The sequence below is a fragment of the Pseudomonas xionganensis genome (assembly GCF_009763245.1).
Classification (GTDB): Bacteria; Pseudomonadota; Gammaproteobacteria; order Pseudomonadales; family Pseudomonadaceae; genus Aquipseudomonas; species Aquipseudomonas xionganensis.
The window spans coordinates 53,170-79,015 of the sequence record NZ_WKJZ01000002.1 but is presented as its reverse complement, the minus strand read 5'-3'; the positions used below and the strand labels follow the sequence as shown (position 1 = coordinate 79,015).

The 25,846-nt window shown below is 61.9% G+C and carries 30 protein-coding genes; 19 read left to right on the top strand and 11 right to left on the bottom strand.

Translation table 11 applies throughout. The features are described 5' to 3' along the window. Positions 1 to 9: 9 nt before the first annotated feature. Complete coding sequence (locus tag GJV18_RS12915) at positions 10 to 582, bottom strand: COG3904 family protein (RefSeq protein WP_160346241.1); 573 nt, start codon at positions 580 to 582, stop codon at positions 10 to 12. A 132-nt stretch (positions 583 to 714) separates the two neighbouring features. On the opposite strand from GJV18_RS12915, the gene GJV18_RS12910 reads away from it, so the two are divergent. Both GJV18_RS12910 and GJV18_RS12905 read left to right on the top strand, forming a co-directional pair. Beyond that, positions 715 to 1,152, top strand: a complete 438-nt coding sequence (locus GJV18_RS12910) for an HIT family protein (RefSeq protein WP_160346239.1) — start codon at positions 715 to 717, stop codon at positions 1,150 to 1,152. Between the two features lie 76 nt (positions 1,153 to 1,228). Next, the gene (locus GJV18_RS12905; RefSeq protein WP_160346237.1) at positions 1,229 to 1,651 is read left to right on the top strand and encodes a 3-isopropylmalate dehydratase; all 423 of its coding nucleotides are present in this window, start codon (positions 1,229 to 1,231) and stop codon (positions 1,649 to 1,651) included. Positions 1,652 to 1,778: 127 nt separating this feature from the next. On the opposite strand, the gene GJV18_RS12900 is transcribed toward GJV18_RS12905, so the two are convergent. The 3 genes from GJV18_RS12900 to GJV18_RS12890 form a co-directional block, all read right to left on the bottom strand. Next, a complete protein-coding gene (locus tag GJV18_RS12900) occupies positions 1,779 to 2,531 on the bottom strand; it encodes a substrate-binding periplasmic protein (RefSeq protein ID WP_160346235.1) in 753 nt (250 codons plus the stop codon). Beyond that, positions 2,532 to 3,143: a LysE family translocator gene (locus tag GJV18_RS12895; RefSeq protein WP_160346233.1), complete on the bottom strand. Its 612-nt coding sequence runs from the start codon at positions 3,141 to 3,143 to the stop codon at positions 2,532 to 2,534. It abuts the gene before it with no gap. 131 nt (positions 3,144 to 3,274) lie between these two features. Then, entirely contained in the window at positions 3,275 to 4,348 is a 1,074-nt protein-coding gene (locus tag GJV18_RS12890) for a hypothetical protein (protein ID WP_160346231.1), read from the bottom strand. A gap of 336 nt (positions 4,349 to 4,684) precedes the next feature. On the opposite strand from GJV18_RS12890, the gene GJV18_RS12885 reads away from it, so the two are divergent. The 7 genes from GJV18_RS12885 to GJV18_RS12855 all read left to right on the top strand — a co-directional run bounded on the left by GJV18_RS12885 (position 4,685) and on the right by GJV18_RS12855 (position 10,987). Continuing rightward, entirely contained in the window at positions 4,685 to 5,806 is a 1,122-nt protein-coding gene (locus GJV18_RS12885; protein ID WP_160346229.1) for a beta-ketoacyl-ACP synthase III, read from the top strand. After that, the gene (locus GJV18_RS12880) at positions 5,803 to 6,417 is read left to right on the top strand and encodes an RNA polymerase sigma factor (RefSeq protein WP_160346227.1); all 615 of its coding nucleotides are present in this window, start codon (positions 5,803 to 5,805) and stop codon (positions 6,415 to 6,417) included. The genes GJV18_RS12885 and GJV18_RS12880 overlap by 4 nt, the downstream gene beginning before the upstream one ends. Next, positions 6,411 to 6,644 (top strand): anti-sigma factor family protein, encoded by a 234-nt coding sequence (locus GJV18_RS12875; protein ID WP_160346225.1) that lies wholly within the window; start codon positions 6,411 to 6,413, stop codon positions 6,642 to 6,644. The genes GJV18_RS12880 and GJV18_RS12875 overlap by 7 nt, the downstream gene beginning before the upstream one ends. Positions 6,645 to 6,877: 233 nt before the next feature. Continuing rightward, positions 6,878 to 8,230, top strand: coding sequence for an OprO/OprP family phosphate-selective porin (locus GJV18_RS12870; RefSeq protein WP_160346224.1), 1,353 nt, complete (start codon positions 6,878 to 6,880; stop codon positions 8,228 to 8,230). 161 nt (positions 8,231 to 8,391) lie between these two features. Next, the gene (locus GJV18_RS12865; protein ID WP_160346222.1) at positions 8,392 to 9,516 is read left to right on the top strand and encodes a GNAT family N-acetyltransferase; all 1,125 of its coding nucleotides are present in this window, start codon (positions 8,392 to 8,394) and stop codon (positions 9,514 to 9,516) included. Positions 9,517 to 9,628: 112 nt separating this feature from the next. Continuing rightward, complete coding sequence (locus GJV18_RS12860) at positions 9,629 to 10,120, top strand: REP-associated tyrosine transposase (protein WP_160346220.1); 492 nt, start codon at positions 9,629 to 9,631, stop codon at positions 10,118 to 10,120. A gap of 126 nt (positions 10,121 to 10,246) precedes the next feature. After that, complete coding sequence (locus GJV18_RS12855) at positions 10,247 to 10,987, top strand: MgtC/SapB family protein (RefSeq protein ID WP_218572111.1); 741 nt, start codon at positions 10,247 to 10,249, stop codon at positions 10,985 to 10,987. A gap of 48 nt (positions 10,988 to 11,035) precedes the next feature. Here GJV18_RS12855 and GJV18_RS12850 read toward each other — a convergent pair whose 3' ends face one another. The 3 genes from GJV18_RS12850 to GJV18_RS12840 are packed head-to-tail and all read right to left on the bottom strand — an operon-like array spanning position 11,036 to position 13,340. Further along, positions 11,036 to 11,590 (bottom strand): peptidylprolyl isomerase, encoded by a 555-nt coding sequence (locus GJV18_RS12850; protein WP_160346218.1) that lies wholly within the window; start codon positions 11,588 to 11,590, stop codon positions 11,036 to 11,038. A gap of 14 nt (positions 11,591 to 11,604) precedes the next feature. After that, the gene (locus GJV18_RS12845; protein WP_160346217.1) at positions 11,605 to 12,408 is read right to left on the bottom strand and encodes an alpha/beta fold hydrolase; all 804 of its coding nucleotides are present in this window, start codon (positions 12,406 to 12,408) and stop codon (positions 11,605 to 11,607) included. Positions 12,409 to 12,431: 23 nt separating this feature from the next. After that, entirely contained in the window at positions 12,432 to 13,340 is a 909-nt protein-coding gene (locus GJV18_RS12840; RefSeq protein ID WP_160346215.1) for a LysR family transcriptional regulator, read from the bottom strand. A gap of 90 nt (positions 13,341 to 13,430) precedes the next feature. Between GJV18_RS12840 and GJV18_RS12835 the strand changes: the two genes are divergently transcribed. The 7 genes from GJV18_RS12835 to GJV18_RS12805 all read left to right on the top strand — a co-directional run bounded on the left by GJV18_RS12835 (position 13,431) and on the right by GJV18_RS12805 (position 18,929). Beyond that, positions 13,431 to 13,745, top strand: a complete 315-nt coding sequence (locus GJV18_RS12835) for a 3-phosphoglycerate kinase (RefSeq protein WP_160346213.1) — start codon at positions 13,431 to 13,433, stop codon at positions 13,743 to 13,745. Positions 13,746 to 13,889: 144 nt separating this feature from the next. Continuing rightward, on the top strand, positions 13,890 to 14,489 hold the full coding sequence (locus tag GJV18_RS12830; protein ID WP_160346211.1) for an FMN-dependent NADH-azoreductase: 600 nt from the start codon (positions 13,890 to 13,892) through the stop codon (positions 14,487 to 14,489). A 209-nt stretch (positions 14,490 to 14,698) separates the two neighbouring features. After that, positions 14,699 to 15,466 carry a flagellar motor protein PomA gene (pomA, locus tag GJV18_RS12825; RefSeq protein WP_160346209.1) on the top strand — a complete coding sequence of 256 codons (768 nt, stop codon included), beginning with the start codon at positions 14,699 to 14,701 and terminating at the stop codon, positions 15,464 to 15,466. Between the two features lie 6 nt (positions 15,467 to 15,472). Then, positions 15,473 to 16,381 carry a flagellar motor protein MotB gene (locus GJV18_RS12820; protein WP_160346207.1) on the top strand — a complete coding sequence of 303 codons (909 nt, stop codon included), beginning with the start codon at positions 15,473 to 15,475 and terminating at the stop codon, positions 16,379 to 16,381. A 69-nt stretch (positions 16,382 to 16,450) separates the two neighbouring features. Beyond that, positions 16,451 to 17,323, top strand: coding sequence for a carboxylate/amino acid/amine transporter (locus tag GJV18_RS12815; RefSeq protein ID WP_160346206.1), 873 nt, complete (start codon positions 16,451 to 16,453; stop codon positions 17,321 to 17,323). Next, on the top strand, positions 17,320 to 18,234 hold the full coding sequence (gene rarD / locus GJV18_RS12810) for an EamA family transporter RarD (RefSeq protein WP_160346204.1): 915 nt from the start codon (positions 17,320 to 17,322) through the stop codon (positions 18,232 to 18,234). Before GJV18_RS12815 ends, rarD begins: the two co-directional genes overlap by 4 nt. Continuing rightward, positions 18,234 to 18,929: a cupin domain-containing protein gene (locus GJV18_RS12805; protein ID WP_160346202.1), complete on the top strand. Its 696-nt coding sequence runs from the start codon at positions 18,234 to 18,236 to the stop codon at positions 18,927 to 18,929. Before rarD ends, GJV18_RS12805 begins: the two co-directional genes overlap by 1 nt. Here the strand turns inward: GJV18_RS12805 and GJV18_RS12800 are convergent. Together GJV18_RS12800 and GJV18_RS12795 are read right to left on the bottom strand one after the other, a co-directional pair. Further along, positions 18,899 to 19,315, bottom strand: a complete 417-nt coding sequence (locus tag GJV18_RS12800; RefSeq protein WP_160346964.1) for an anti-virulence regulator CigR family protein — start codon at positions 19,313 to 19,315, stop codon at positions 18,899 to 18,901. The genes GJV18_RS12805 and GJV18_RS12800 overlap by 31 nt on opposite strands. Positions 19,316 to 19,365: 50 nt before the next feature. Further along, positions 19,366 to 20,637, bottom strand: coding sequence for a mechanosensitive ion channel family protein (locus GJV18_RS12795; protein WP_218572109.1), 1,272 nt, complete (start codon positions 20,635 to 20,637; stop codon positions 19,366 to 19,368). A gap of 175 nt (positions 20,638 to 20,812) precedes the next feature. Between GJV18_RS12795 and GJV18_RS12790 the strand changes: the two genes are divergently transcribed. Further along, positions 20,813 to 22,165, top strand: a complete 1,353-nt coding sequence (locus GJV18_RS12790; RefSeq protein ID WP_160346198.1) for a DEAD/DEAH box helicase — start codon at positions 20,813 to 20,815, stop codon at positions 22,163 to 22,165. Positions 22,166 to 22,230: 65 nt separating this feature from the next. Here GJV18_RS12790 and GJV18_RS12785 read toward each other — a convergent pair whose 3' ends face one another. After that, positions 22,231 to 23,211, bottom strand: coding sequence for a zinc-dependent alcohol dehydrogenase family protein (locus tag GJV18_RS12785; RefSeq protein WP_160346197.1), 981 nt, complete (start codon positions 23,209 to 23,211; stop codon positions 22,231 to 22,233). 157 nt (positions 23,212 to 23,368) lie between these two features. Here GJV18_RS12785 and GJV18_RS12780 point away from each other — a divergent pair, with 157 nt between their 5' ends. Then, complete coding sequence (locus GJV18_RS12780) at positions 23,369 to 24,091, top strand: substrate-binding periplasmic protein (protein WP_160346195.1); 723 nt, start codon at positions 23,369 to 23,371, stop codon at positions 24,089 to 24,091. 131 nt (positions 24,092 to 24,222) lie between these two features. After that, on the top strand, positions 24,223 to 25,323 hold the full coding sequence (locus tag GJV18_RS12775) for a PQQ-dependent sugar dehydrogenase (protein ID WP_233280184.1): 1,101 nt from the start codon (positions 24,223 to 24,225) through the stop codon (positions 25,321 to 25,323). Positions 25,324 to 25,371: 48 nt separating this feature from the next. Here GJV18_RS12775 and GJV18_RS12770 read toward each other — a convergent pair whose 3' ends face one another. Next, a complete protein-coding gene (locus GJV18_RS12770) occupies positions 25,372 to 25,560 on the bottom strand; it encodes a hypothetical protein (RefSeq protein WP_178113449.1) in 189 nt (62 codons plus the stop codon). Positions 25,561 to 25,846: the final 286 nt, after the last annotated feature.

Below are 25,846 nucleotides of genomic sequence, written 5' to 3'. Positions count from 1 at the left end.
CAGGCTGGCTTATCTGAGGCCAAAACCGGCCAGCTCCTGGGTTGTCAGCACCTTCATGCGATGGGGCTCGATGCGCTGCATCTCCTCGGCCAGCCGACTGGATACCTGCATCTCGCGAAAATAGGCCGCGGGACTGTAGCGCTCATGGCGATGCAGGCTGCGAGCCAGAGCGGACTCGCCGCTGGGGTGATGGGGACGATGCAGGCCGACCGGGCCGTTGACGGTTCTTCTGTGCCCGGCGGCCAGAAGATAGATGCAACTGCCCTGGCACAGGCCGGTGGAAGGCACCACGGCATCGAAGCCGGTTTCCCGCAGCAGGCGGCCCATGCGAATGGCTTCCGGGGCACTGCCGCCGATGCTGTCGAGCAGAACAATCTTGCGTGAGTAGTGGCCGGGATGGGCGCGAATGCCTCGGAGCAGTGCCTCGTAGTCGCCAGGGGCGATGTCCTCACTGATCTTGGCGGCCAGGATGCGGCCCATGCTCTGATGCTGCAGAGCTTCGACCTCGACCTTGGCCTGGCTGGTAAAGCTGAATAGCAGAGCACAGCCGAGTGCGGCGGGGCGCAGGATGGAACAGAGCATGATGTGATCCCGTAGAGGCGATAGTGGGCAGAAGATACCTCTCGCGGCCGGGCTGTGCATCTGCCCGCTAGTTAACTATTACGCGCCAAGGCGCTATGGTGCGTGCTTTCCATTGTCCCGAGGAGAGACCTGATGAGCCTGCATGGCGACTACGATCCGCAGAACATCTTCGCCCAGATCATTCGTGGCCAGGCCCCCTGCTACAAGCTTTATGAGGATGAGGATGTGCTGGCCTTTCTCGATGTGTTTCCGCAGTCCTATGGCCATACCCTAGTGATTCCCAAGCGGGTTGCGGCGCGCAATATTCTCGATGTGGACAGCGATAGCCTGGCCAAGGTCATGACCGTGGTGCAGCGTCTGGCTCGCGTGCTGGTTGAGGAGCTGGAACCCGCTGGTGTACAGGTGGCGCAGTTCAACGGTGCGCCGGCCGGGCAGACCGTGTTTCATCTGCATATGCATATCGTGCCGCGCTATGCCGGTGAAAAGTTGGAGTTGCATGCCAGTGCCCGGGCCGAAGCCTCGCTGCTGGAGCAGTTGCAGGCGCGCTTGCTGCGCCGGATCAATGCCTGACGGAAGCCCGCTGGCTGATTGTGAAACGCTACATCGGCCTCATCCGGCTGACCTCATGCGCCCAAGGAGGGCCTTTATGCGTCTGATTCTTGCTGTACTCCCCCTGTTGCTGGCTGGCTGTTCTTCCTGGAAACCTGACGCTGAATATATAAAGCCCATACCTGAAGATCGCCTGCTGGGGTATCAGCAGGTGCAGCAATGGGGCGGGCAGATCGAGGTGACCCGGGACTTCGGCGGCATGGGCAGTGGCTGCTATGTAGCGGTGCTGGTGGATCGCCAGTTGGCGGCACGCATCGGTGTTGGCGAGCAGGCCAGTTTTCAGGTGCCGGTAGGTACCCGGGTGCTGGGCATTGGCATCGACCCGCTGGACGATACCCTGTGCGGCAAGGGGCGTCTGCGCCGTGAGCTGGCGGTCAAGGTCGAGGATGGCAGTCGCCAGCAGTTCCGCATCATCAGTCAGAACCGCGGCGGCTTCGATATTCTGGCCGTGGAGCCTTGAAGCCTCTTGCGCCAGCACCCGTCACTTCGGTGTGGCCGCTGCGGGTAGAAAACACTGCAGCAGGCCCCGTGCTGTGCCCATTTTCCTGCTGCTCGCTGTCGAGGTGCGGCAAGGGCCTTGCCAAGCTTTAACGATAGGCCCGGAGAATGGCTTCGAACTCACCGGCCTGCTTCATCTGCACCATGGCCCGCAGCAGAGCCATGGTGGGCACGTCCGGCGCATCGCGGACGATGCAGGCGATGGGGTCGCTGCTGATTTCGCCAAGGGCATGCAGGCGCGGGCTGGTTGGGTGCTGGCGGTTGAACCAGTGCAGGGAGAGGTCATTGCTGACTGCGTAGGGATAGCGGCCAGCTTGCAGTTTGAGCAGCACCTGCTCCTGGGTGCGGGCGTCTTCCCGGCGTAGCCGGCCATCGGCAAAGAGTGGTTCCAGGCTGGGGTAGGTGAAACCCAGTACGGTGCCCAGGCGCTGGTTCCTGAGCTGCTCGGGTCTCAGTGTGCCTTTCTCGCGACCGACCAGAAGATCGCGCTGGGTCATAAAGGGCAGGCTCCAGATATAGCGGTGGTGGCCGCTGCCCAGCCAGTTGGGACTGACATAGCAGCGCACGTCGATATCGCCATTCTCCAGGGCCTGCTGCACACGCAGGCGTGGCATCACCAGCATCCTGGCCTGGCGTCCGACCTTGGTCGCGAGGCGCTGCTGCAAGTCGAAGAGAATGCCGCCGACGGCCTGGCCTGCTTCGATTCTGACCATGGGCATGGCCCAGCTGTCGTTTACTGAAAAGCGCAGTGCTCGGTCATTGGCCAGGCTGGCCTGGGCCGCGAACAGCAGCCCGAGGGTGAGCAACTGGCAATAGCGATGTTGTCCGAGGCGGCTGGGCATCTAGCGGGTCATGGGCAGGGCCGCGCCCATCAGGGCAAACAGCCCACCGCAGGTGCGGTTGAAAGCCTTGCCGCTGCGTTGCAGCCAGGGGCGAATACGCTGGGCCATACGCGCCAGCAGATACTCCGTCATGCCTTCAACCACGGCAAAAGTGGCCGCCATGATCAAGAACTGCAGCCACAGCGGATTGCCGGGGCGGATAAATTGCGGCAGGAAGGCGGCGAAGAACAGGATCACCTTGGGATTGGACAGGGCAGACAGCAGGCCCTGGCTAAAGAGCTGCGTGCTGTGGCTGGACGTGGCCGGGCGCTCAAGCTGCAGATGCAGGGCCGGCGCGCGCCAGAGCTGGACGCCGAGCCAGATCAGGTAGGCGCCACCCAGCCATTTGAGCAGGATCAGGATATCGGCCGAGGCTTGCAGCAGGGTGCCAATGCCGAGCATGGACAGGGCCATCAGCAGGGTAAAGCCGAGCACGCCACCGGCTATGGTGAACAGGGTTTTGCGATGGCCATGCATGGCCCCGTGGCTGAGCGCCAGCAGGCCATTGGGGCCGGGGGTGAGGGATAGGCCGATCACCGCGATGAGATACAGCAGCCAGGTATGCAGGGCCATGGGCAGGGTTCCAAAAAAACAGCAGGCCACACCGGGAGGGTGGCCTGCTGTTTTTTCATGCTGTGACTGGATAGTCAAGTCGCGCTGCGTCGCCTGAGGCGTCCCGCTGCCTGGCTGCAGTGGTGCAGAGGTTAGCGATTGACGCTCTTGAAGTTGTCGTCGGAAGGTTCCTTGGTATAGGCACCCTGGTCATGCACCAGCTTCTTGCTGCCATTCATCAGGGTGCTGATGCGACTGTCGCTGGTCCTGGCCGAGGCCGCCTGGCTGGTGGTGCCGGTAATCAGCGGTGGGTTGAAGCTGAAGGACCAGAGGTAGTGCCAGACGGCGGCATTGTGCTTCTCGGTCTGCTGCACGGAGTTGAAGTACCAGGGTTTGAGCTCGCTGAAGGCGGTCATCTTCATCAGGCCGGTATTGGCATCGCCGACGAACACCGTGCTGGTCACCGAGGAGGTGCGATAGGCTTCGAAGATCACGCCCTTGGTTTTCAGCTCGCTGACATAGGTCCGGCACACTTCGCCGACCCATTTGTTGCCCAGATAGCTCTTGGCGTAATTGGAATAGAAGGGGTCGAGCAAAGCCACCCGCTTGGGCAGCAGGCGGCTGGGCAGTGTGCCGGCACTGACTGCATCGCTGATTTTCTTGGTCAGGACGATGGCCATCTGGTTGCCCAGGGAGTGGCCGAGGATGCGAATATTGCTGCCGGTGTAGCTGGCCATGTTGGCCTTGTAGTGATCGAACAGCAGATCGCCGGCGGACTTGTTCGGCCCGCTGCTGTAGACGCCGCTGCTGTTGCGCCAGCGCATGGCACGCGGGCCGCTGGCGGTCCAGATCTTGGCTTCGGCGTCCTTGACTTCACCTTCGTCGGCGAACTGGTTCCAGTACAGGATGCCGACGTTGTAGCCTGCCGCTAGCCAGGCATGGGCAAGATCCAGATCCGGGCCGCCGGCGTCCTTGCGGTTGAAGGTTTCGCGATTCTTCCTCTGGGTGGCGCCGTTCTGCCAGCCGTGGATATAGATAACCGTGGGTTTGCTGTTGGCGAAGTAGGCATTGCTCTGGCCGGGCACGGCCTTTTGCCAGCTGTCGCCGTAGCCGAACCAGTACAGACCATGGTCGAGGTTCTGGAAGGTGCTGTCGGGGAACACGCCGACGGCGGCATGCAGCAGGGAGGAGAAACTCAGCACAAGCAACAACAGGAGCTGGCGCATGACGGAACCTTTTATTGTTATGGGGTGGTGCCGGCAGTCTATGGATTGTCGGACAATTGCCTATCGCCCGAACGGGTGAACCCCCAGGACTGTCGCGTCGGTGTGTCCTGCTGCGCGCTGTGCGCATCTTTGCCTAAATAGCCGCCTGTTTACGCCATAAACGCTGATCAGCCGAGCGGACGCAGGCCCCGCGCCTGTGGCAAACTCAGCGGCTAGTTACAGGACGTTTCAGGGAATGAGGCATTACTGTCAGCCTAATTTTGTTCTCGGCCCCAGCGGGTCGAGACTTGACGCATACCTGGCCGCCGCACGCGGCAGCGAACAAGAGGAATCACCGTGCATAAAGTCGTGATCAGTGGTACCGGCCTCTATACCCCGGCCAACAGCATTTCCAATGATGAGCTGGTCGAGTCCTTCAACGCCTATGTGCAGCTGTTCAACGCCGAGCATGCCGAAGCCATTGCCCGGGGTGAGGTCGAGGCCCTGAGCGAATCGAGCAGTGCCTTTATCGAAAAGGCCTCGGGTATCAAGAGCCGCTTCGTCATCGACAAGGCCGGCATCCTCGATCCGCGGCGCATGACCCCGCGCATCCCGGAACGCAGCAACGAGGAGTGGGGCATCCTCTGCGAGATGTCCGTGGCGGCGGCCAAGCAGGCACTCGAGCGCGCCGGCAAGACCGTGGCCGATATCGACGGGGTGATAGTCGCCTGTTCCAACCTGCAGCGCGCCTACCCGGCGGTGGCCATTGAAGTGCAGGCGGCCCTGGGCATCCAGGGCTGGGGCTATGACATGAACGTGGCCTGTTCCTCGGCCACCTTCGGCATCCAGGCCGCGACCAACGCGATTCAGACCGGCCAGGCCCGCGCCATCCTGATGGTCAACCCGGAAATCTGCACCGGGCACCTGAATTTCCGGGACCGCGACAGCCACTTCATCTTCGGTGATGCTGCCACTGCGGTGATCATCGAACGGGCCGAGCAGGCCACCTCCAGCTATCAGTTCGATGTGGTCGGCACCAAGCTGATCACCCAGTTCAGCAACAATATCCGTAACAACTTCGGCTTCCTCAATCGCTGTGCCGAAGAGGGCATCGGCGCCCGCGACAAGCTGTTCGTGCAGGAAGGGCGCAAGGTGTTCAAGGATGTCTGCCCCATGGTGGCCGAGCTGATCGCCGCACACCTGGCGGAGAACCAGCTGAACGTCGGTGACGTCAAGCGCTTCTGGCTGCACCAGGCCAACCTCAACATGAACCTGCTGATTGCGCGCAAGCTGCTGGGGCGTGACGCCGAACCGAGCGAAGCGCCGGTAATTCTCGACAGCTACGCCAATACCAGCTCGGCCGGTTCGGTGATCGCCCTGCACAAGCATCAGGACGACCTGCCCAGCGGGGCGCTGGGTGTGCTGAGCTCCTTCGGTGCCGGCTACTCCATCGGCAGTGTGATCCTGCGCAAGAAGTGACGGACTATCCTGCCGACCAGGCCCTGCTCGCCCGTCTGCGGGCGGGCGAGCAGAAGGCGTTCCGCGAACTGGTCGCCACCTACCAGGGGGCGATGCGTGCGGTGGCATTTGCCATAGTCGGCAGTCGTCAGGCCGATGAAGCGGTGCAGGACGCCTGGCTGTCCGTGGTGCGTGGTCTGGATGCCTTCCAGGCGCGTTCCAGCCTGAAGACCTGGCTGCTCACCATCACTGCCAATAGCGCGAAAAATCGTCTCAAGCAAAATCGCCGCGAAGTGCTGCTGGATGATCTGCCGGCCCCCCATGGCAGCATCGGAGATGAGCGTTTCAGTGAGTCAGGCCACTGGCTGCTGGCTCCTCATGCCTGGCATCACGACAGCCCGGATGCACTGCTGACCGAGGATGAACTGCGCCAGTGTCTGGAGAGGACCCTGGCCAGTCTGCCGTCACAGCAAGGCAGTGTGCTGCACCTGCGTGAGCGCGAAGGCCTTGAACTGGAGGAGATCTGTAACCTTTTGCAGGTTTCCGCCTCCAATGTCCGGGTGCTGCTGCACCGCGCCCGACTCAAGGTGTACGCCACCCTTGAGCACTTCGAGGAGACCGGTCAATGCTGAGTTGCAAGGAGCTGGTGGCCCTGTCCAGCGACCTGCTGGACGCTCATCTGAGCCTGCGCCAGCGAGTGGCCGTGCGTCTGCACCTGGCCATGTGTTACCGCTGCCGCCGCTTTATCCGTCAGATGCGCTTGAGCCGGGCGGTCTTGCGCCAACTGCCGCAAGGGCAGAGCGCCGAACTGGACGCCCTGGCTGCACGCCTGGCCGAGTTGCGTCGCCAGCAAGGCTGACCCTCACAGCGGCCCTTCCTCCTGCTCCGCTCGCTTCTGCGCTGGCGGCATCACGAGCCGATGGGCTGCTGTTTCACTTATATTTAAAAGAATTAAAAAGTTCCTCTGTAATCAAAAGTTTATCTATCAGCAACTGCCCCGAAATATTTCCTCGCCAAGATTCCCTCCAGCACGAACGAGCCCCCAGTGCTCGGGTGTTTTCAACACTTAAAGTCCATTTAGAGGAATCTTCGATGATCCGTAAGCACAGCTTCCGTGGAGTAATGGCCGGCTTCGCCACCAGCGCTCTGGCCATGGCTATTTCCGCCCAGGCTTTCGCCGGTACCGTCACCACTGATGGCGCCGACCTCGTGATCAAGACCAAGGGTGGCCTGGAAGTCGCCACCACTGACAAGGAATTCAGCTTCAAACTGGGCGGCAAGCTGCAGTGGGATGCCACCAACTTCGATGGCCTGCAGGCTGCCGGTCAGAACAAGCCGTTCGATGACACCTTCAATACCTATATCCGTCGTGGCGAAATCGGCCTGGAAGGCGTGGCCTACAAGGACTGGGGTTGGGGTGTGCGCCTGTCCTACGACGGTTTCGCCGATGGCACTGACATTGACCGTGCCTATATCACTTACACCGGCCTGGATGTTGTTGATGTAACCGTGGGTCGTTTCGGCGTGGACTACGGCCTGGAAAATACCACCAGCTCGTCCTGGATCACTGCCATCGAGCGTCCCTTCATGTACGACTTCCTGCATGGTGATGAAGATGCGCAGTTTGGCGTAAACGTTAAGCACTCTGGCGACAACTACGGCTTTATGGCTCAGGTTGCGACCTATGATGTAAGCGACAACAACAACAACTACGAGTCTGACGGCAACGATGAGCTGTTCGGCTACACCCTGCGTGCCCACTGGGCTCCGTACCTCAACGGTACTGACGTGATTCATCTGGCGGCCAACTACCATGACAGCAGCTCGGATGATGACCGTGCTCGCGCCCGCACCCGTCTGGGTATTCGCAGCGATGACGATCAGCGCCTGACCTTCGCCAATGTGGCGGTGGCTGACAAAGACAGCGAATGGCTGCTTGAGTCCGGGGCTCAGTTCGGCTCTTTCCGCGCCGCAGCCGAATACTTCCAGCGCAGCATTTCCGGCGAAACCGCAGGCGGCCTCGACTCCGATGCTGACCTCAGCGGCTATACCGCTCAGGTTTCCTATATGTTCGGCGCGGCCCGCGGCTACAAGGGCAGTGACGGTAAGTGGGACAAACCGACCGATATGAAGGGCACCTGGGAGGTCTTCGCCCGCTACGAGAGCACTGATATTGACTCTGATGCCAATGCAATTCCGGGCGATCTGGCTGGTCTGGATAATGCCGATTTCATAGGCGATATCTCGGCAGCTAATATGAATGATGAGTTCACGGCCAGCGCCATGGTGGTGGGTGTCAACTATTTCGCCACGCCTGCTGTGCGTATGAGCCTGAACTACGTTGACTATGAGGTCGACAACATTGATACCACTGGCCAAGTAAACGGCAAGGACGTGCAGGACGATGGCAAGGCCATCGTGGGTCGTCTGCAGTACGTGTTCTAAGCACTATCGTTCAAGCGTTGCTCCTACCTTCCAGCCCCGCCTCTGTGCGGGGCTTTTTTATGTCTTGTTGGCCCTTGCGGTCACCCTGTGGGCCGTCGTTACGCGACGTTAAAAAGACTCCTGGCCTTTTTTTCGTGTGGGCAACAGGCCAGACTGCGCTTATGACCCTATCCAGCCTACCTGCACTCAAGCACCTCGACGCCGATTGTTGGGACGGTCTGTGCGCCGAACCCCAACCCTTTCTAAGGCATGGCTTTCTCAGTGCCCTGGAAGAAAGCGGCAGTGTCGGGCCCGGGACGGGCTGGATGCCGGCTCACCAAGTGATGCTGGGCGCTCGGGGTGAGCTGTTGGCGGCCTTGCCGGCGTATATAAAAGACCACTCCTATGGCGAATATGTGTTCGACCATGGCTGGGCCGACGCCTGTCGACGTGCCGGTATCGCCTATTACCCCAAGCTTCTGGGGGCCATTCCCTTTTCTCCGGTCAGCGGCCCACGCCTGCTGGGGGAGCCCTCTGCCGCTGGGCGGCTGCTTGCAGCACTGACCGGCAATCTGCAGCCGCAAGGATTGTCCGGGCTGCATATCAACTTTACCCGGCCGGAAGATGATGTCTTGCTCCAGGGGCAGGAGGGCTGGCTGGCGCGGCTGGGCTGTCAGTTCCATTGGCGCAATCGGGGTTACCGGGATTTTCAGGACTTTCTCGATACCCTGGCCTCACGCAAGCGCAAGCAGATGCGCAAGGAGCGTGAGCAGGTAGCGGGGCAGGGGATCGAGTTCGACTGGCGCGAGGGCCATCAGCTCAGCGAGGCTGAGTGGGATTTCGTCTACCTGTGCTACGCCAACACCTACCGGGTACGGGGACAGGCGCCCTATCTGACCCGCGTGTTTTTCAGCCTGCTGGCCGAGCGCATGCCCGAGATGATTCGCGTGGTGCTGGCGCGGCGGGCAGGGCAGCCGGTGGCCATGGCCTTTAGTCTGGTCGGTGGCGACAGCCTCTACGGCCGTTACTGGGGTTGCCTGGCCGAGTTCGACCGCCTGCATTTCGAAACCTGTTTCTATCAGGGCATGGAGTACGCCATTGCTAAGGGATTGCAGCGCTTCGATGCCGGGGCCCAGGGTGAGCACAAGCTGATTCGCGGCTTCGAACCGGTGATCACGCGCTCCTGGCATTACTTGTGTCATCCGGGGCTGCGGGCAGCGGTGGCGCAGTTTCTCAGCGAGGAGCGCCTCGCTGTGCAGCGTTACGCCGAGCAGGCCCGAGAACTATTGCCTTATCGTCAAAGCTGATCAGCCCTGATCGCTGCCATGGGCCGCTCCTACGGTGCAGCTTATTGGCAGTCTATCCTGCACGTAGGAGCGGCCCCTGGCCGCGATTCTGCAGAGGTGGAGGCATAAGCTTATGGATGAGCGCAACTCGATAGTTCCCACGTGTGATAGTCGCTCTGGCCACCGCGCTCTACGCCGTGGCAGGGTTTCACTCAGCTACAGCGTTTATCTGGTAACTGCAACCACCCTAGGACGGCAAGCATTCTTCAGGCATTTTTCGGCAGCTTGCTCGGCCAGCCGCTGTTTCGCCGATCGGGCTCTGTTAGGTGATAGTCAGATGCTGGCCTGGGTCTTGATGCCCGATCATGCGCACTGGCTGCTGCAGTTGGGTAGGCAAGAGTCGCTCAGTGATCTGGTCAGCCGCCTGAAATCAGCCAGCGCCCGTCATGCCAATCGTCAGCTTGGTCGTATTGGGGGATTATGGGCTCCGGCCTTTTACGATCAGGGGCTGCGTCATGAACATAACCTGCAGAACATGGCCCGCTATATCGTGGCCAATCCTTTGCGTGCGGGGTTGGTTCGCCGCATTGGCGACTATCCGTTCTGGGATGCAGTTTGGTTATAGGTTGTTCGCGGCCATGGGCCGCTCCTACAGGGTGCGGGACATGCCGCTGAGTCACCCTGACAGGCGCGCACAGTTGATTGGTGGCAACTAGGCTAAGAGCATCGCTGTTGCCGTTTGAGGTTTCCCGTGAGCGCATTTCCTCTGTTTGATGAGCTCGGTTTGCTGCCCGGTGTCGCAGTCAATCTGACCCTGTTTTTCAATATGATCGGTGCCCTGCTGTTGGGCCTGCTGGTGGGCTATGAGCGCTCCTACCATGGCCGCGCCGCGGGGATGCGCACCTATGGCATGGTCTGCATGGCCTCCTGCGCCCTGACGGTGCTGTGCGTCTATCCGCAGTACTGGCTGGGCGATCATTCCCTGAGCGGGGTTGATCCAACCCGGGTGATTCAGGGCGTGGTCACCGGCATCGGCTTTCTCGGTGCCGGGCTGATCATGAAGGACGGCATGAGCATCAGTGGCCTGACCACGGCGGCGTCAATCTGGGCCTCGTCGGCTATCGGCGTGCTGGTGGGGGTGGGCTTCTATGGCGCGGCGGTGCTGCTCAGCCTGGTGTCTGCGGCGCTGATGATGTGGGGCGCCAAGCTGGAGGCCAGATTACCGTCGCGGCCGGCGATTGCCATCGTGCTGCGCTTTGCCCCGGGCTTTGTCCGCCCGGATGAAGCGACCCTGCGCCGTATCGCCCGTGAACGCGGCTATGTGATTGCCGGCGGCTCCTTTACCGTGAGCTTCGAGCTGGGCCAGCTGGAATGGCGCTTTGTGGCCGTGGCGGTGGAGGGGCAGCGCAGTGCGCGGATCAGCGATATGGCCGATGAACTGGCGCAACTGGAAGGTGTAGCAAAATTTCAGATGTCCCATGCGCGCAATTGAACGAGCAGGACGGGCAGGCCGTGGCGCTGTCCGTCCTGCCGTCAGTGTTTACAAGCGTTTCGCTTCAAGAATCAGCACCGGCTGCTGCGGCACATTCTGGTGGCCGGCGCGGTTGCCGGTGGGCACCTGGGCGATCTTGTCCACCACCTCCATGCCGCGGGTCACCTTGCCGAATACGGCATAGCCGAAGTCGCGGGCGCCGTGGTCGAGAAAGGCGTTGTCCTTGTGGTTGATAAAGAACTGGCTGGTGGCCGAGTCGCGCACCTGGGTGCGGGCCATGGCCAGTGTGCCGCGCAGGTTGCGCAGGCCGTTGTCGGCTTCGTTCTTGATCGGCGCTTCGGTCTGCTTCTGCTGCATGTCGGCGTCGAAGCCACCGCCCTGGATCATGAAGTTGGGGATGACCCGGTGGAACTGGGTGTTGTTGTAGTAGCCGCGGTCGACGTAGCCGAGGAAGTTCTCCACGCTGACCGGGGCTTTCTGGGCTTCCAGCTCGATTTCGATCTCGCCCAGGCTGGTGGTCATCAGCACCTTGGGGTTTTCGGCGGCGTGCAGGCTGCCGGCCAGCAGCAGGGAACAGGCGGTGAGGGCGATTGTTTTCAGCATGGTTGGGTTCCTTGTTAGCGGTTGGGAGCGACCTGTTCGACTTCGGCGAGGAAGGCGAGCAGGCTGCTGTTAAATGCCTGGGGTTGATCCATGGGGGTGGCGTGGCGCGAATCCTCGATCACCAGCAGACGGGCATCAGGCAGTTCGCGCACATAGGCTTCCTTCTGCGCCACCGGGGTGTAGTCGCGGTCGGCCGTCACCACCAGGGTGGGACAGCTGATAAGGCTGAGGCGTTCCCGCACGCCCCAGCCGATAATGGCATCCAGGCTGGCCAGATAGGCACGCTTGTCGTTCTGCGGCCAGCGTTCTTCGATCTTGCGCCGCAGCTCGCCCTGTTCCGGCTTGGGAAAGAGCAGGCGGCCCAGGCCCTTGGCGATGGTTTCCAGGCTGAGCAGGCGCGACAGGCTCCAGCGTTTGCCGATTTCCAGCCAGTCGCGCAGGCTTTTGGCCTTGACCTCCGGGCCGCTGTTGACGATGCACAGGCTCTTGAGCCGCTCGGGGTTGTCCACGCCCAGCTGAAAACCGATCATGCCGCCCATGGAAATGCCCACCAGATGCACCTGGGGCAAACGCAGGTGATCGAGCAGGGCCAGTACGTCGCCGGCGAAATCACTGATCTGGTAACGCTCGCTGGGCTTGTCGGAGCGACCGTGCCCCCGCACATCAAGGGCAATGACCCGGTACTGCGCCGCCAGGTCGGGAATCTGGTATTCCCAGTCGCGGGTGCTCGAACCCAGGCCATGCACCAGTACCACCGGGGCGCCATGACCATATTCTTCGTAGTGCAACTGGCAGCCGTTGTGAGTGAAGTAAGACATGCTTGGGCATCCTTTGCGCGTGGCTACAGGTCCGGTGAGTCGGCTGCGGGCGTGTCGTAGAGCTTGATCAGGTTGATCAGGATCTGAGTGGCCGGCCCCAGTACCTTGTCCTTGTTACTGTACAGGCTGAAATGGGGCCTGCGGGTGCTGCCTTGCTGCAACGGCAGCGGTTTGAGCAGGCCTTCGGCCAGCTCGCGGACGATCAGGTGCTGTGGCAGCCAGGCAAATCCCAGGCCGCTGCTGACGAAGGTGCGTGCGGTGGGCAGGCTGCCGACCGTCCAGCGCTGTTCGGCGCCCAGCCAGCCGGAGTCGCGTGGCTGGATGCGACCGCTGTCGCGAATCACCACCTGCATGTGCCCTTCCAGATCCTGAAAGCTCAGTTCACGTTCCAGGCGGTGCAAGGCGTGGTCTGGGTGCGCCACCGCAATGAATTCCACCTCGCTCAGCTCGATAGGCAGGTAGCCGGTGATATTGAGGGAGCTGATGGCCAGGTCGGCGGCGCCTTCCAGCAGTACCTCCTCGACCCCGGACAATACTTCTTCGCGCAGGCGCACGCGGCAACCACGGCTTTGCGGCATAAAGGCGGACAGCGCGCGGACGATATTGGCGGTGGGGTAGGCGGCATCCACCACCAGGCGCACTTCGGCTTCCCAGCCCTGCTCCAGATGATGGGCCAGCTCTTCCAGCTGGCTGGCCTGCCTGACCAGATGGCGCGAGCGGCGCAGCAGCACTTCACCGGCTTCGGTCAATACGGCCTTGCGGCCATCGATACGCAGCAGCGGGGCCCCCAGCTGTTCCTGCATGCGTGCCACGGTGTAGCTGATCGACGACTGCGAACGGTGCAGTACTTCGGCGGCCTGGGCGAAACCACCCTGATCGACCACGGCCTGCAGGGTGCGCCACTGATCCAGGGTTACGCGCGGGGCTTTCATCAATCATGTCCTATATGCATGGCGTAGAAGGGTGCAAATGCTGACTTGTTCCACCTAAACTGGCCGCCTGTTCACCGGAGAGTTGTCACCATGAAATCAATTTGCTGTGTCCTGCTGGCGTTGTTGCCGCTGACTGCATTCGCCTATCCCATCGATGTGGAGCGACAGATGAATGGTGCCGAGGTGTCGGTCACGCCCCAGGAGATCGACCACAACATGGCCGCACTGCTGCTCTACAACTATGGCGCCAGCGCCGCCGAGTGCACGGCCGTGATACGCAATGGCCCGGAGTCGCCGCGCACCCGCAAGGTGGCCATCGAGCCTGGCGCAAGTAGCAATATCACCGCCAAGTTCACCCGCAGCATCATTCGACTCAGGATCAAGCTGGACTGTGGTCTGCAGTGATCGGCTTGCCTTTGAGGCTAAGCCAGGCTCACTTATAAATCAATTTATTCGATTGCTTTAGCCGATTATTTGCGCTTTTTAATCGGTTTAGGCATTCGTAAGCTGTGCCCATCGACAGTTACTTCCCACGATGGAGCACACAGCATGTCCCAGATCCTGGTTATCGAAAGCAGCGCCCGTAAGCAAGGTTCGGTCTCCCGTCAGCTTACCGAACAGTTTATCGCCCACTGGCAGGCCGCCCACCCGGGCGACCAGATCAAGGTGCGTGATCTGGCCGTGGACCAGGTGCCACACCTGGATGGCAACCTGCTCGGCGGCTGGATGACCCCGGCCGAGCAGCAGAGCGAGGCCGAGCGTGCGGCCCTGGCGCTGTCCAATACCCTGACCGATGAACTGCTGGCCGCCGACGTGCTGGTGCTGGCCGCCCCCATGTACAACTTCGCCATCCCCAGCACCCTCAAGGCCTGGCTGGATCATGTGTTGCGTGCCGGGGTGACCTTCAAGTATGGCGAGCAGGGCCCCGAAGGCCTGTTGCAGGGCAAGCGCGCCTTTGTCCTGACCGCCCGCGGTGGTGTCTACGCCGGCACTGGTCTGGATCATCAGGAGCCCTACCTGCGCCAGGCCCTGGGCTTTATCGGTATCGAGGATGTGCAGTTTATCCATGCCGAAGGTCTGAACATGGGCGGCGAGTTCCAGCAGCAGGGTCTGGCCAAGGCTCAGGCGCAGCTGGCGGCCGTCGCTTAACAGGCTGCTTAAATCCCCTTTCCCGTATCACCGCTCCTTTGGATACGACCAGGCACCCAGGTGCCTGGTTTTTTCTGTCTGCCGTCAATCCTTTGGCCTTTTGCCAGCACGCGATGCATTACTGTTCATCTTTTGTCGGCTAAACTCTCCAGCCTGCATCAATATGTACAGGTCTTGTAGGGCATTCGCCTCGCATTTAAGGAGTTCAGGTGGATCTCGCCACGCTTATCGGGTTGTTCGGCGCCTTTCTGGTGATCGGTTCGGCCATCATTCTGGGTGCCTCCAGTGAGGTGTTCTTCAACGTTCCCTCGCTGCTGATTGTGGTGGTGGGCAGTCTGTTCGTGGTGCTGATGAAGTTCAGCCTCAAGCAGTTTCTCGGTGCCTTCAAAGTGGCGGCACGGGCGTTCAAGTTCCGTCTGCCCAGCGTCGAGGAATCCATTGTTGAACTGGTGGAAATCGCCCAGGTGGCGCGCAAGGAGGGGGTGCTGGCCCTGGAGGAGCGGGAGATCAGCTCGCCTTTTCTCAAGGCCGGCATCCAGCTGATGATCGACGGCCAGGGCCAGGACACCATTCGCGCCTTTCTGGAAAAGGAGCGCCTGCTGACGCTGGATCGCAACCGCTGGGGCGCCAAGGTATTCAGCGCCATGGGCGATGTGGGGCCGGCCATGGGTATGATCGGCACCCTGATCGGTCTGGTGCAGATGCTCTCCAATATGGAAGACCCCAAGTCCATCGGCCCGGCCATGGCCGTGGCCCTGCTCACCACCCTGTATGGCGCGATGATGGCGACCATGCTGTGTTTGCCCCTGGCCGACAAGCTCAACCTGCGCATGACCGAGGAAGCGCGCATGCAGGCGTTGTGGATCGATGCCCTGCTGGCCATTCAGGACGGCATCAATCCACGCATCATCGAGCAGATGCTGAAAACCTACCTGCCGCCGGACAAGCGCGCCGCGGCTGATGCTGAGGCAGGCTAGGGCGTTATGAGCGATCTGGAAGAAGAGGCCCCCGCCGGCATCCCCGCCTGGGTGATGACCTTCGCCGACCTGATGTCGCTGCTGATGTGTTTTTTCGTGTTGCTGCTGTCTTTCTCCGAGATCGACGCCATGCGCTTCAAACAGATCGCCGGCGAAATGGCCAAGGCCTTTGGCGTGCAGCGCGATGTGCCGGCACTGGAAGTGCCCATGGGCACCAGCGCGGTATTCGACAAGTTCTCCCCGGGCAAGCCGGAGCCGACCCTGGTCGATCAGGTGCGCCAGCAGGCCAGTGAACAGGCCCCGGAGCTCGATACCCTGCGCGGTGAAGACGCCGATGCCGAGGCGGAAAAAACGCGCCAGGCCCAGCGTCAGGCCGAGGCCCAGCTGCAGGAGAGTCGCGCGCAGCTGGAGCAGATTCTGCAGCAGGAGCTGCAGGCCGGGCGTATGCAGCTGTTGGAAGAAAGCCGGCGGATTATCCTGCGGGTCGAGGAGAAGGGCTCCTTCCCCTCGGGCTCGGCCGACCTGACGATGGAGTTCGAGGACTTGCTGATGCGCATCTCCGATGCCCTGGTGACCATCCCCGGGGAACTGACCATCGAAGGGCATACCGACAATATCCCCATCAGTACCGCGCGCTTCAATTCCAACTGGGACCTGTCTGCCGCACGCGCTTCGGCAGTGACCAATACCCTGCTGTTCAATCCCGCTGTCGATCCTGCGCGCCTGAGCCTGCGTGGTTATGCCGATACGCGCCCACGGGTGGCCAACGACACGGCGGAAAACCGCGCGCTGAACCGGCGGGTGGAGATCATCATCGATCAGTCCGGCAGCGACGATCAGCACGATGAGCAATTGCGCAGCCTGCTACGCGGCGGTGAGGGGTTGCAGCAAGAGATGGACGTGCAGCAAAACTGATCCCTCATCACTGTATCTGAGCAGTCGGCAGCGGCCCTGTTAAGATCGCCGGCCCCTATGGAGGTGGTGATGCGTTATCTGCTGGTTGTAACCCTGCTCTGGGCCTTTTCCTTCAGCCTGATCGGTGAATACCTGGCCGGTCAGGTGGACAGCTACTTTGCCGTGCTCAGCCGGGTGCTGATTGCCGGCCTGCTGTTTCTGCCACTGACCCGCTGGCGCGGTGTGCCCGGTGGTTTTGTGCGCGGCATGCTGCTGATCGGCGCGCTGCAGTTCGGCATCACCTATGTCTGCCTGTACCTGAGCTTCAGTGTGCTGACGGTACCCGAGGTGCTGCTGTTCACCATCCTCACGCCGTTGCATGTGACCCTGATCGAGGATGCCTTCAACCGCCGCTTCAATCCCTGGGCGCTGCTCGCCGCGCTGGTGGCGGTGGCAGGAGCGGCGATCATTCGCTATGACCAGGTCAGTGCCGACTTCTTCCTGGGCTTCTGTCTGTTGCAACTGGCCAATGCCACCTTCGCCGCCGGCCAGGTGTTCTACAAGCATCTGCTGCTGCGTTATCCAAGCCCGGCGCCGCAGTACCAGCGCTTTGGCTATTTCTACCTGGGCGCCTTGCTGGTGGTGCTGCCGGCCTTTGTTCTGTTGGGCAACCCGGCAAGACTGCCCAGCACGCCGCTGCAATGGGGCGTATTGGCCTGGCTCGGTGTGGTGGCCTCGGGTATTGGGCTTTACTGGTGGAATAAGGGCGCCAGCCTGGTCGATGGCGGTACCCTGGCGGTGATGAACAATGCCCTGGTGCCGGCCGGCCTGCTGGTCAACCTGCTGCTGTGGAACCGTGATGCCGATCTGCTGCGCCTGGCCCTGGGCGGTGCGGTGATCGCCGCCTCCCTGCTGCTGACCGGCCTGGGTGCGGCGCCACGTGAGCAGAAGGTGATGGGATGAATCTATCCGGGCGGGGCGTGGCTCTTTCGGTGGGCGCTTCGGCGCTGTTCGCCGTGATTCCGGCCTATGTGCAGCAACTGGCACCTCTGGATGGCATGCAGGTGTTCGCTCAGCGGGTGCTCTGGTCGCTGCCGGCGGTACTGTTGATGGTCGCCCTGGCGAGCCAGTGGGCGGTGCTGGGCGAGGCCTTTGGCCGTCTGCGTCGCGAGCCTCGGTTACTGGCGGCCTTGCCCCTGGCGGCGGCGATGATGGGCGTGCAGTGGGCGCTGTTTGTCTGGGCGCCTTTGGCCGGACGCATGCTGGAGGTGTCTCTGGGCTATTTCCTGTTGCCCTTGAGCATGGTGCTGGCCGGGCGCCTGTTCTATGGCGAGCGTCTGCGTCCGTTGCAGCGCCTGGCGGTGGCGGCGGCGCTGTTGGGCGTGCTGCATGAGCTGTGGCTGACCTGGGCCTTTTCCTGGGTGGTGCTGGTGATCGTGCTGGGCTATCCACCGTATTTCATGCTGCGCCGCTGGATGGGCCTGGATGCCCTGAGCGGCTTCGTACTGGAGATGCTGGTGCTGTTGCCTGTGGCCGTCTGGCTGGTGCTGACGGCTTCGCCGGCGCAGCTGTTTGCCCAGGCGCCACAGCTGTGGTGGTTGCTGCCGGGCCTGGGGCTGCTCAGCGCCATGGCCTTCGCCGCCATGATGGCGTCCAGCCGCCTGCTGCCCCTGGGGCTGTTCGGCATTCTCAGCTATGTGGAACCGGTGCTGCTGTTTCTGGTGGCCCTACTGTTTCTTGGCGAGTCCTTCAATACCGAGCAATGGCTGACCTATCTGCCGATCTGGCTGGCGGTGCTGCTGGTGGGGTGGGACAGTGCGCGCTTGCTGATCAAGCAACAGCGCAAGGGCACGTTGCTGCGGGAGGGTGAGTGATGCGGGTCAATGCCAATCTGAATGAACGGGTGGTGATCGATACGACCCAGCTGCCCTGGCTGGACTCGCCGCTGCCGGGCGTGCAGCGTCGCCCCCTAGAGCGCTTTGCCGCGGAAAGCGGGCCCACCACCTCCATCGTGCGCTATGCCCCAGGTTCGGCGTTCAAGCCCCATGAGCATCCGGGCGGTGAGGAAATTCTGGTGCTGGAAGGTGTTTTCAGTGACGAGCAGGGTGATTATCCGGCGGGTACCTGGATAAAGAATCCACCGGGCAGCCGGCATCGCCCGTCCAGCGCACCGGGCTGCCTGCTGTTGGTCAAGCTCTGCTACCAGGCGCCGGATGACCAGGCGGTGCTGCGTATCGACACGCGGCAGGCGCAATGGCGGCCGGGGCTGGTCGAGGGCCTGAGCGTCTTGCCACTGCACAGTCATGGCACGGTGCACACGGCCCTGGTGCGCTGGGCACCGGGCACCCGCTTCAGCAGGCATCGGCACTGGGGTGGGGAAGAGATTCTGGTGCTGGAAGGGGTGTTTCAGGATGAACAGGGCGACTACCCGACCGGTACCTGGCTGCGCAACCCGGATGGCTCGGTGCACGAGCCGTTTTCCTCTGCCGGGTGCCTGATCTATGTCAAGGTCGGACACCTGGCCGAGGGGCTGGCGGATCAGTCCAGCACGTTTCTCAATATCTCGTAAATGATGCCGGTGGCAGTGACCAGCACGATATCGCTGCCCACCTGTTTCCATTCATAGCCGTCGTAGCGTGGCAGCTGGCCGAGCAGGCGGTTGTCGAAATTCTTGGCGATACCCGGTGGCAGCGGCTTGCCGCGGGCCAGGTTCTTGGCGATGCCTGGCGGCAGCGCCTGTGTGCTGCCGAGCAGCTGGCGGTTATCGCCAAGGATGCGGCGGATCAGTTGTTCGTCAATATCAGGGGCATGTTGACTGTACTGCTGTTCATGGGTCGGTTTTTTCCCGCCCGCCTTGCCGGGCTTGTCCTGAGGAGGGCTGGCCAGGCTGCTTTGGGTGCCGAGCAGCAGGGCCATACAGCTGATGAGCAGGGACACGCGTAGTTTGAACATGATGTAGCTCCATGGCAGTGACAAGGTATTTGAGCCGGATCCGGGCAATTGGTTCAGGCGTGTGCTGTTGCCCTGGCCGATCCGTCCTGCAGCCCCTGGCGCAGGTCATGGCCGCTGGGTTGCTGGAACAGATTGAGATCGAACTCCGGCAGCAGGGCCAACAGGTAGTCGAACAAATCGGCCTGGATGCGCTCATATTCCAGCCAGTCTGTGGTGCGGGTAAAGCAGTAGACCTCCAGGGGAATGCCCTGGGCGCCGGGCTCCAGCTGGCGGACCATGCAGGTCATGTCGGGGTGAATGCTCGGGTGGGCCTTGAGGTAGGCCTCGGCATAGGCGCGGAAGGTGCCGATATTGGTCAAGCGCCTGCGGTTGGCGGACAGCTCGCCATGGCCGCCCTGGGCCGCATTCCACTGGCGCAGTTCAGCCTGTTTGCGTTCCAGATAGTCGCTGAGCAGGCTGACCTGACGCAGGCGCTGCTCCTGTTCGGTCGTGAGAAAGCCCACGGCGCTGGCGTCCAGATGCAGGCAGCGCTTGATGCGCCGGCCGCCAGCCTGTTGCATGCCGCGCCAGTTCTTGAAGGATTCGGCCATCAGGCGCCAGGTAGGGATGGAGACGATGGTCTTGTCGAAGTTCTGCACCTTGACCGTATGCAGGGTGATATCCACCACATCGCCATCGGCGCCGAACTGGGGCATCTCGATCCAGTCACCGACGCGCAGCGAATCGTTGCTGGTCAGCTGTACGCTGGCCACGAAGGACAGCAGGGTGTCCTTGTAGATCAGCAGGATCACCGCCGACATGGCGCCAAGGCCGGAGAGCAGCAGCAAAGGCGAGCGGTCGATCAGGGTGGCGATAATGACGATGCTGCTGAAGATATACAGCACCATCTTGGCCAGCTGGATATAGCCCTTGATCGAACGGGTGCGGGCATGACTGGTACGCCCATAGAGCACCAGCAGGGCGCTGAGCAGTGCGCTGCTGGCCAGGGTCAGAAAGAGCAGGGTGACGGCCAGGGCCAGGTTGCGCAGAAATTGCTCGGCCTTGTCGCCCAGCCCTGGCACCAGCACCAGGCCAAACTGGATGATCAGTGAGGGGGCCATCTGCGCCAGACGATTGAACACTTTGCTGTCCAGCAGCGCATCCAGCCAGCGCAGGGGCGCCTGGCGCGACAGCAGGCGCATCGAGTGCAGCAACAGAAAGTGCACCAGGCGACCGACGATAAAGGCGATCAGCAGCAAGGTGCCCAGGCTGATTGCCGTATCCAGCCAGGGGTGTTGGCCAAGCTGCTGCCACAGGTTTTGGCTTTCACTGATTAACGCTTGCATATCCACTCTGGCTGTTTCTCCGCGGGTTGCCTGGGGCCGAATTAAACCATTGCCCGGGCGGTTGATGACAGGCTGAGCAGGACAATGGGCGCTGCTATGCAAAGATGCTCGGCCCGCAGCCCAGAAACCGTTAGGCTATGCAGCTGTTTCTGTTCTTTTCTGAGGTGTCACCGTCGTGTTTGCCCAATTCGCCCTGCATGAACGCCTGCTTAAAGCCGTGGCCGAGATGAACTTCGTCGAGCCCACGCCGGTGCAGGTGGCGGCTATTCCGCCTGCCATCGCGGGCAAGGACCTGCGGGTGATCGCCCAGACCGGCAGCGGCAAGACCGCCGCCTTCGTTCTGCCCATGCTCAACCGGCTGCTCGGCGATGGTGGCTCCCAGGCCCGGGTCAGTGTGCGCGCGATGATCATGCTGCCGACCCGCGAACTGGCCCAACAGACCCTCAAGGAAGTCGAGCGCTTTGCTCAGTTCACTTTTCTCAAGGCCGGGCTGATTACCGGCGGCGAAGATTTCAAGGTGCAGGCCGCCATGCTGCGCAAGGTGGACGTGCTGATCGGCACCCCGGGGCGCCTGATCGAGCATGCCAATGCCGGCAACCTGCTGCTCGATGAAGTCGAGGTGCTGGTGCTGGATGAGGCCGACCGCATGCTCGATATGGGCTTTGCCGAAGACGTGCAGCGCCTGGCCGAGCTGTGCAATGCCCAGCGCCAGACCCTGCTGTTCTCCGCCACCAGTGGTGGCGCGGCATTGCGCGAAGTGATCGCCAAGGTGCTGAAAGAGCCCCAGCACCTGATGCTCAACAGCGTCAGCCAGCTCAATGAGGGCACCCGCCAGCAGATCATCACTGCTGACCACAATCATCATAAAGAGCGCATGGTGGAATGGCTGCTGGCCAATGAAAGCTACGACAAGGCGATTATCTTCACCAATACCCGGGTGCAGGCCGATCGCCTGTACGGCAAGCTGGTGGCGGCCGGGGTGAAAACCTTCGTGCTGCATGGCGAGAAGGACCAGAAGGACCGCAAGCTGGCCATCGACCGTCTCAAGCAGGGCGCGGTCAAGGTGCTGGTGGCCACCGATGTGGCGGCCCGTGGCCTGGACGTGGATGGCCTGGACCTGGTGATCAACTTCGACATGCCGCGCTCCGGCGATGAATACGTGCACCGTATCGGTCGCACCGGCCGCGCCGGCAATGAAGGCCTGGCCATCTCGCTGATCTGCCACAACGACTGGAACCTGATGTCGAGCATCGAACGCTACCTCAAGCAGCGTTTCGAGCGGCGCAACATCAAGGAAATGAAAGGCATCTACCAGGGCCCGAAAAACCTCAAGGCGTCGGGCAAGGCAGTAGGCGCCAAGAAGAAAAAGATCGACCCCAAGACCGGCAAGAAGCTGGCCACGAAAAAGCCGGCAGCCAAGGCACCGAGCAAACGCAATACGGTGAACAAGCCGAAAGTCGAGGCACCGGCCCTGGTCAGCCAGGATGGCCTGGCGCCGCTCAAGCGCCGCAAGCCTGCCGCCGAATAAATCGGCAGATGAAAAAACGGCCGCCTGCATAGGCTATGCAGGCGGCCGTTTTTTTATGGCGACTGTTATTTCGGCACGATCAGGATCTTGCCGCCGCGCTCACCGCCAGCAGCGGCCGCTACGGCCTGCTGGATTTCGCTGACGTCATAGGTTGTGGCCACGCGGGTGTGCAGCTTGCCGCTGGCGATCAGCTGTACCAGTTCGCCAAACACCTTCATCTGCTCGGCCTGGCTGGCGTTCTGGAACCACTTGGCCAACCAGAAACCACGCAGGGTCACGTCCCGGAAGACAAAGGAGGCCGGCGACACCTGGCAGGGCTGGCGGCTCATCATGCCGTAGTTGACCAGGGTGCCGCCGTCACACAGGCAGGCGGCCAGGTGATCGGTGGCTTCACCGCCCACCGCATCGATACCCAGGCGCACTGGTGCGCCCTCGGTGGCGGCGCGCACGCGCTTGGCCAGATCGGGGCCGTCCACTAGCACCAGATCACCGCCTTCGGCCTCGACCCCGGCGACCGCCGACTCACGGCGCACCACGTTGATGGTCTTGAATCCGCGTAGCTTGGCCAGCTGGATCAGGTAGCTGCCCACGCCGGAGTTGGCGGCGTTCTGGATCACCCAGTCGCCGGGCTTGAGGTCGACGAACTCGCTGAGCATCAAGGAGGCAGTGGGTGGGTTGACGGTCAGCATGGCCAACTGCTGCGGATCAGCCTCAGGCAGGGGGATCAGCTTGCTGGCGGGGGCGTTCAGGTGGCTGACCCAGGTACCGCAACCCACCGGCAGCAGCACCATCTGGCCGACCTTGAGGTTGCGCACCTCGGCGCCCAGGGCTTCGACGCGGCCCACACCCTCATTGCCACCAATGGCTGGCAGCGGCGGCAGCATGCCGTACTCGCCGGTCAGGGTCAGTACGTCGGAGGGGTTGATCGGCGCGGCCAGCACCTTGATGCGTGCCTGGTCGGCAGCCGGTTCGGGCAGCTGCAGGGGCACGGCGCTGATCACATCCTGTGGCACCGGGCCGCGTTTCTGGTATTCGGCTTTAAGCATCTGGGCTCTCCTGGGTTGGCTTGAGTGCTGGCAGTCTAGACCGGGGCGTGGGCGAGTGGGCTAATCCGGCTAAATCCATCTGGGTGATAGTCCTCGGGGCTGCACTCAGGAGGTCATGCGGGCTATGCTCCTAGTTCAGTCAGATAAAGGTATGAGCATGAGAGCATGGTGGGGGCTGGGTCTGCTGGTCCTGAGCCTTTCGCTATCGGCACAGACTCTGCGCGTGGGGATGGGCACGGACAAACCCCCCTATGTTTTCGAGAACCAGGCCCGTGGGCTTGAGTACGATATCGTGGTGATGGCCGCCGAGCGCGCGGGCTTTCAGGTTCAGGTGCAGTATGCGCCCATGGAGCGTTTGCACCTGAAGCTGCGCCGCGGCGAGATCGATGCCATCGCCACCACCAATAAGCATAGCGGGGTGACGGCCTTCTATTCCGAACCCTATATCCAGTACCAGAATGCGGCCGTGGCCCTCAGCGCCCGGCAACTGGAGATCAAGCAGATCAGTGATCTGGGGCGCTATTCGGTCAGTGCCTTTCAGCGCGCCCGCTTCCTGCTCGGGCCCGAGTTCCAGAAGATGGCCGAGCATAACCGGCAGTATCGCGAGGAGGCCTACCAGATTGCCCGCAATCGCCTGCTCTACAGCGGCCGGGTCGATGTGGTGGTGTCGGAGCTGCGCATCCTGCGCTACTTCAATCGCGAGGTGTACACCCAGGTGGATGTCAGCCAGCCCCTGGATATCTTCCCGATCTTCCCGCCCACCGATTACCAGCTTGGCTGTGTCGTCGAGGCCGACTGCCTGCGCTTTAACCAGGGGTTGGCGGCGCTGCGCGAAAGCGGTGAGTACGCGGCCATCGAGCGCCGCTACGCCATGCACTGAGCGGCTGTAACACTTTGCAACCGCTAGCGGGCTGATCTGTCCCGGCTGCCGTTGGATCATGGGCCTTCATTCGATGCCGAGACCCGGAGGCCAGCATGCTTGTTCAATTCTTGCGCAGTCTGACACTGCTGATGTTGATCGGCAGTGCTCAGCTCGGCGCGTCCGAGTTCAATAGCGAGCGGGGGCCACTGAGCCTCGAACCCCTGGTGTCCGGGCTGGAGCATCCCTGGGGGCTGGCCTTTTTGCCCCAGCAGCAGGGCTTCTTGATTACCGAGCGTCCTGGCCGCTTGCGCTGGCTGGACACTGCAGGGCGCCTGTCGCCACCGCTGGCTGGAGTGCCGGCGGTATACGGCAAGGGGCAGGGCGGTTTGCTGGATGTGGCGCTATCCCCGGATTTTGCCCGTGAGCGCTGGGTGTACCTGAGCTATGCCGAAGTGGGCGAGGATGGCCAGGCCGGCACCGCCGTGGGGCGCGGGCGCTTGGCCGTGGACAACAGCGCGCTGGAAGATTTCAGCGTGATCTTCCGCCAGACACCCAAATTGTCTACGGGCGCCCACTTTGGCTCGCGCCTGGTGTTCGATACTCAGGGTTATCTGTTTATCACCCTGGGCGATAACAACCAGCGCGCCGCCGCCCAGGGCCTGGACAAGTTGCAGGGCAAGGTGGTTCGCCTGCATGCCGATGGCCGGGTGCCGGCCGATAATCCCTGGGTCGGTCAGGCCGGCGTCCGTGCGGAGATCTGGTCGTACGGCCACCGCAACCCCCAGGGCGCTGCGCTCAACCCCTGGAGCGGGCAACTGTGGACTCACGAACACGGCCCCCGGGGCGGTGACGAGATCAATATCCCGAAGGCGGGCAAGAACTATGGCTGGCCGCTGGCCACCCATGGCGTCAACTATTCCTTTCTGCCCATTCCCGAAGCCCAGGGCAAAGTCGTGGCAGGCACCGAGCCTGCGCTGCATGTCTGGGCCAAGTCGCCGGCTCTGAGCGGCATGGCCTTCTATGACGGCGAGCGCTTTACGGCCTGGCGCAACAACCTGTTTATCGGTGCTCTGGCCGGGCAGGCGCTGCTGCGTCTGCAGCTGGACGGGGATCGAGTGGTGCATGAGGAGCGCTTGCTGCAGGGCAAAGCGCGTATCCGCGATGTACGTCAGGGGCCGGACGGTTATCTCTACCTGCTGACGGATGCGGCCGATGGGCAGTTGTTACGACTGGGGTTGCGCGAGGATTGAGCGGGGGACTGCCAGCGCCTTGGAGTGACAAGGCGCTGTGGGGCAGTTTTACTTCTTGCCGATGGTGATCTGCTTGGAGGCGCCATAGACCTGGCCACTGACACCCTTGGCGATCTGCTGGATTTCACCGCCTGATTGCAGGAATGCAGCGATCTGCGCGTCGAGCGAGGCGCTGGTTTCAACGGCCGGAGCCGGCTTGGATTTGCTGGTGGAGGCTTTTACGCGCATGACGGCCATTAACCTATTTAAAAATTAATTTGGCCGGTCATCCTACCTGAAATGCTTGACAATTACCCGGTAAATATTATTTGGCAGGAAAACTACCAGGCCAAATCAAGGTGACTGTAATGACGAAACTATTCGGAAAGTTTCTGTAAGGTCATGTTTTAAATTAAATAATTATTTTCAACAGAGTGTCGTCGGCTGCCCGAAATGCTCGCGTATAGCGGCGTATTTCCCGGGCGTCAGAGGGCCGAGCCGCGAAACAGGCGGCAACTCGGGTAGAATGCGCGGCTGTAAATAA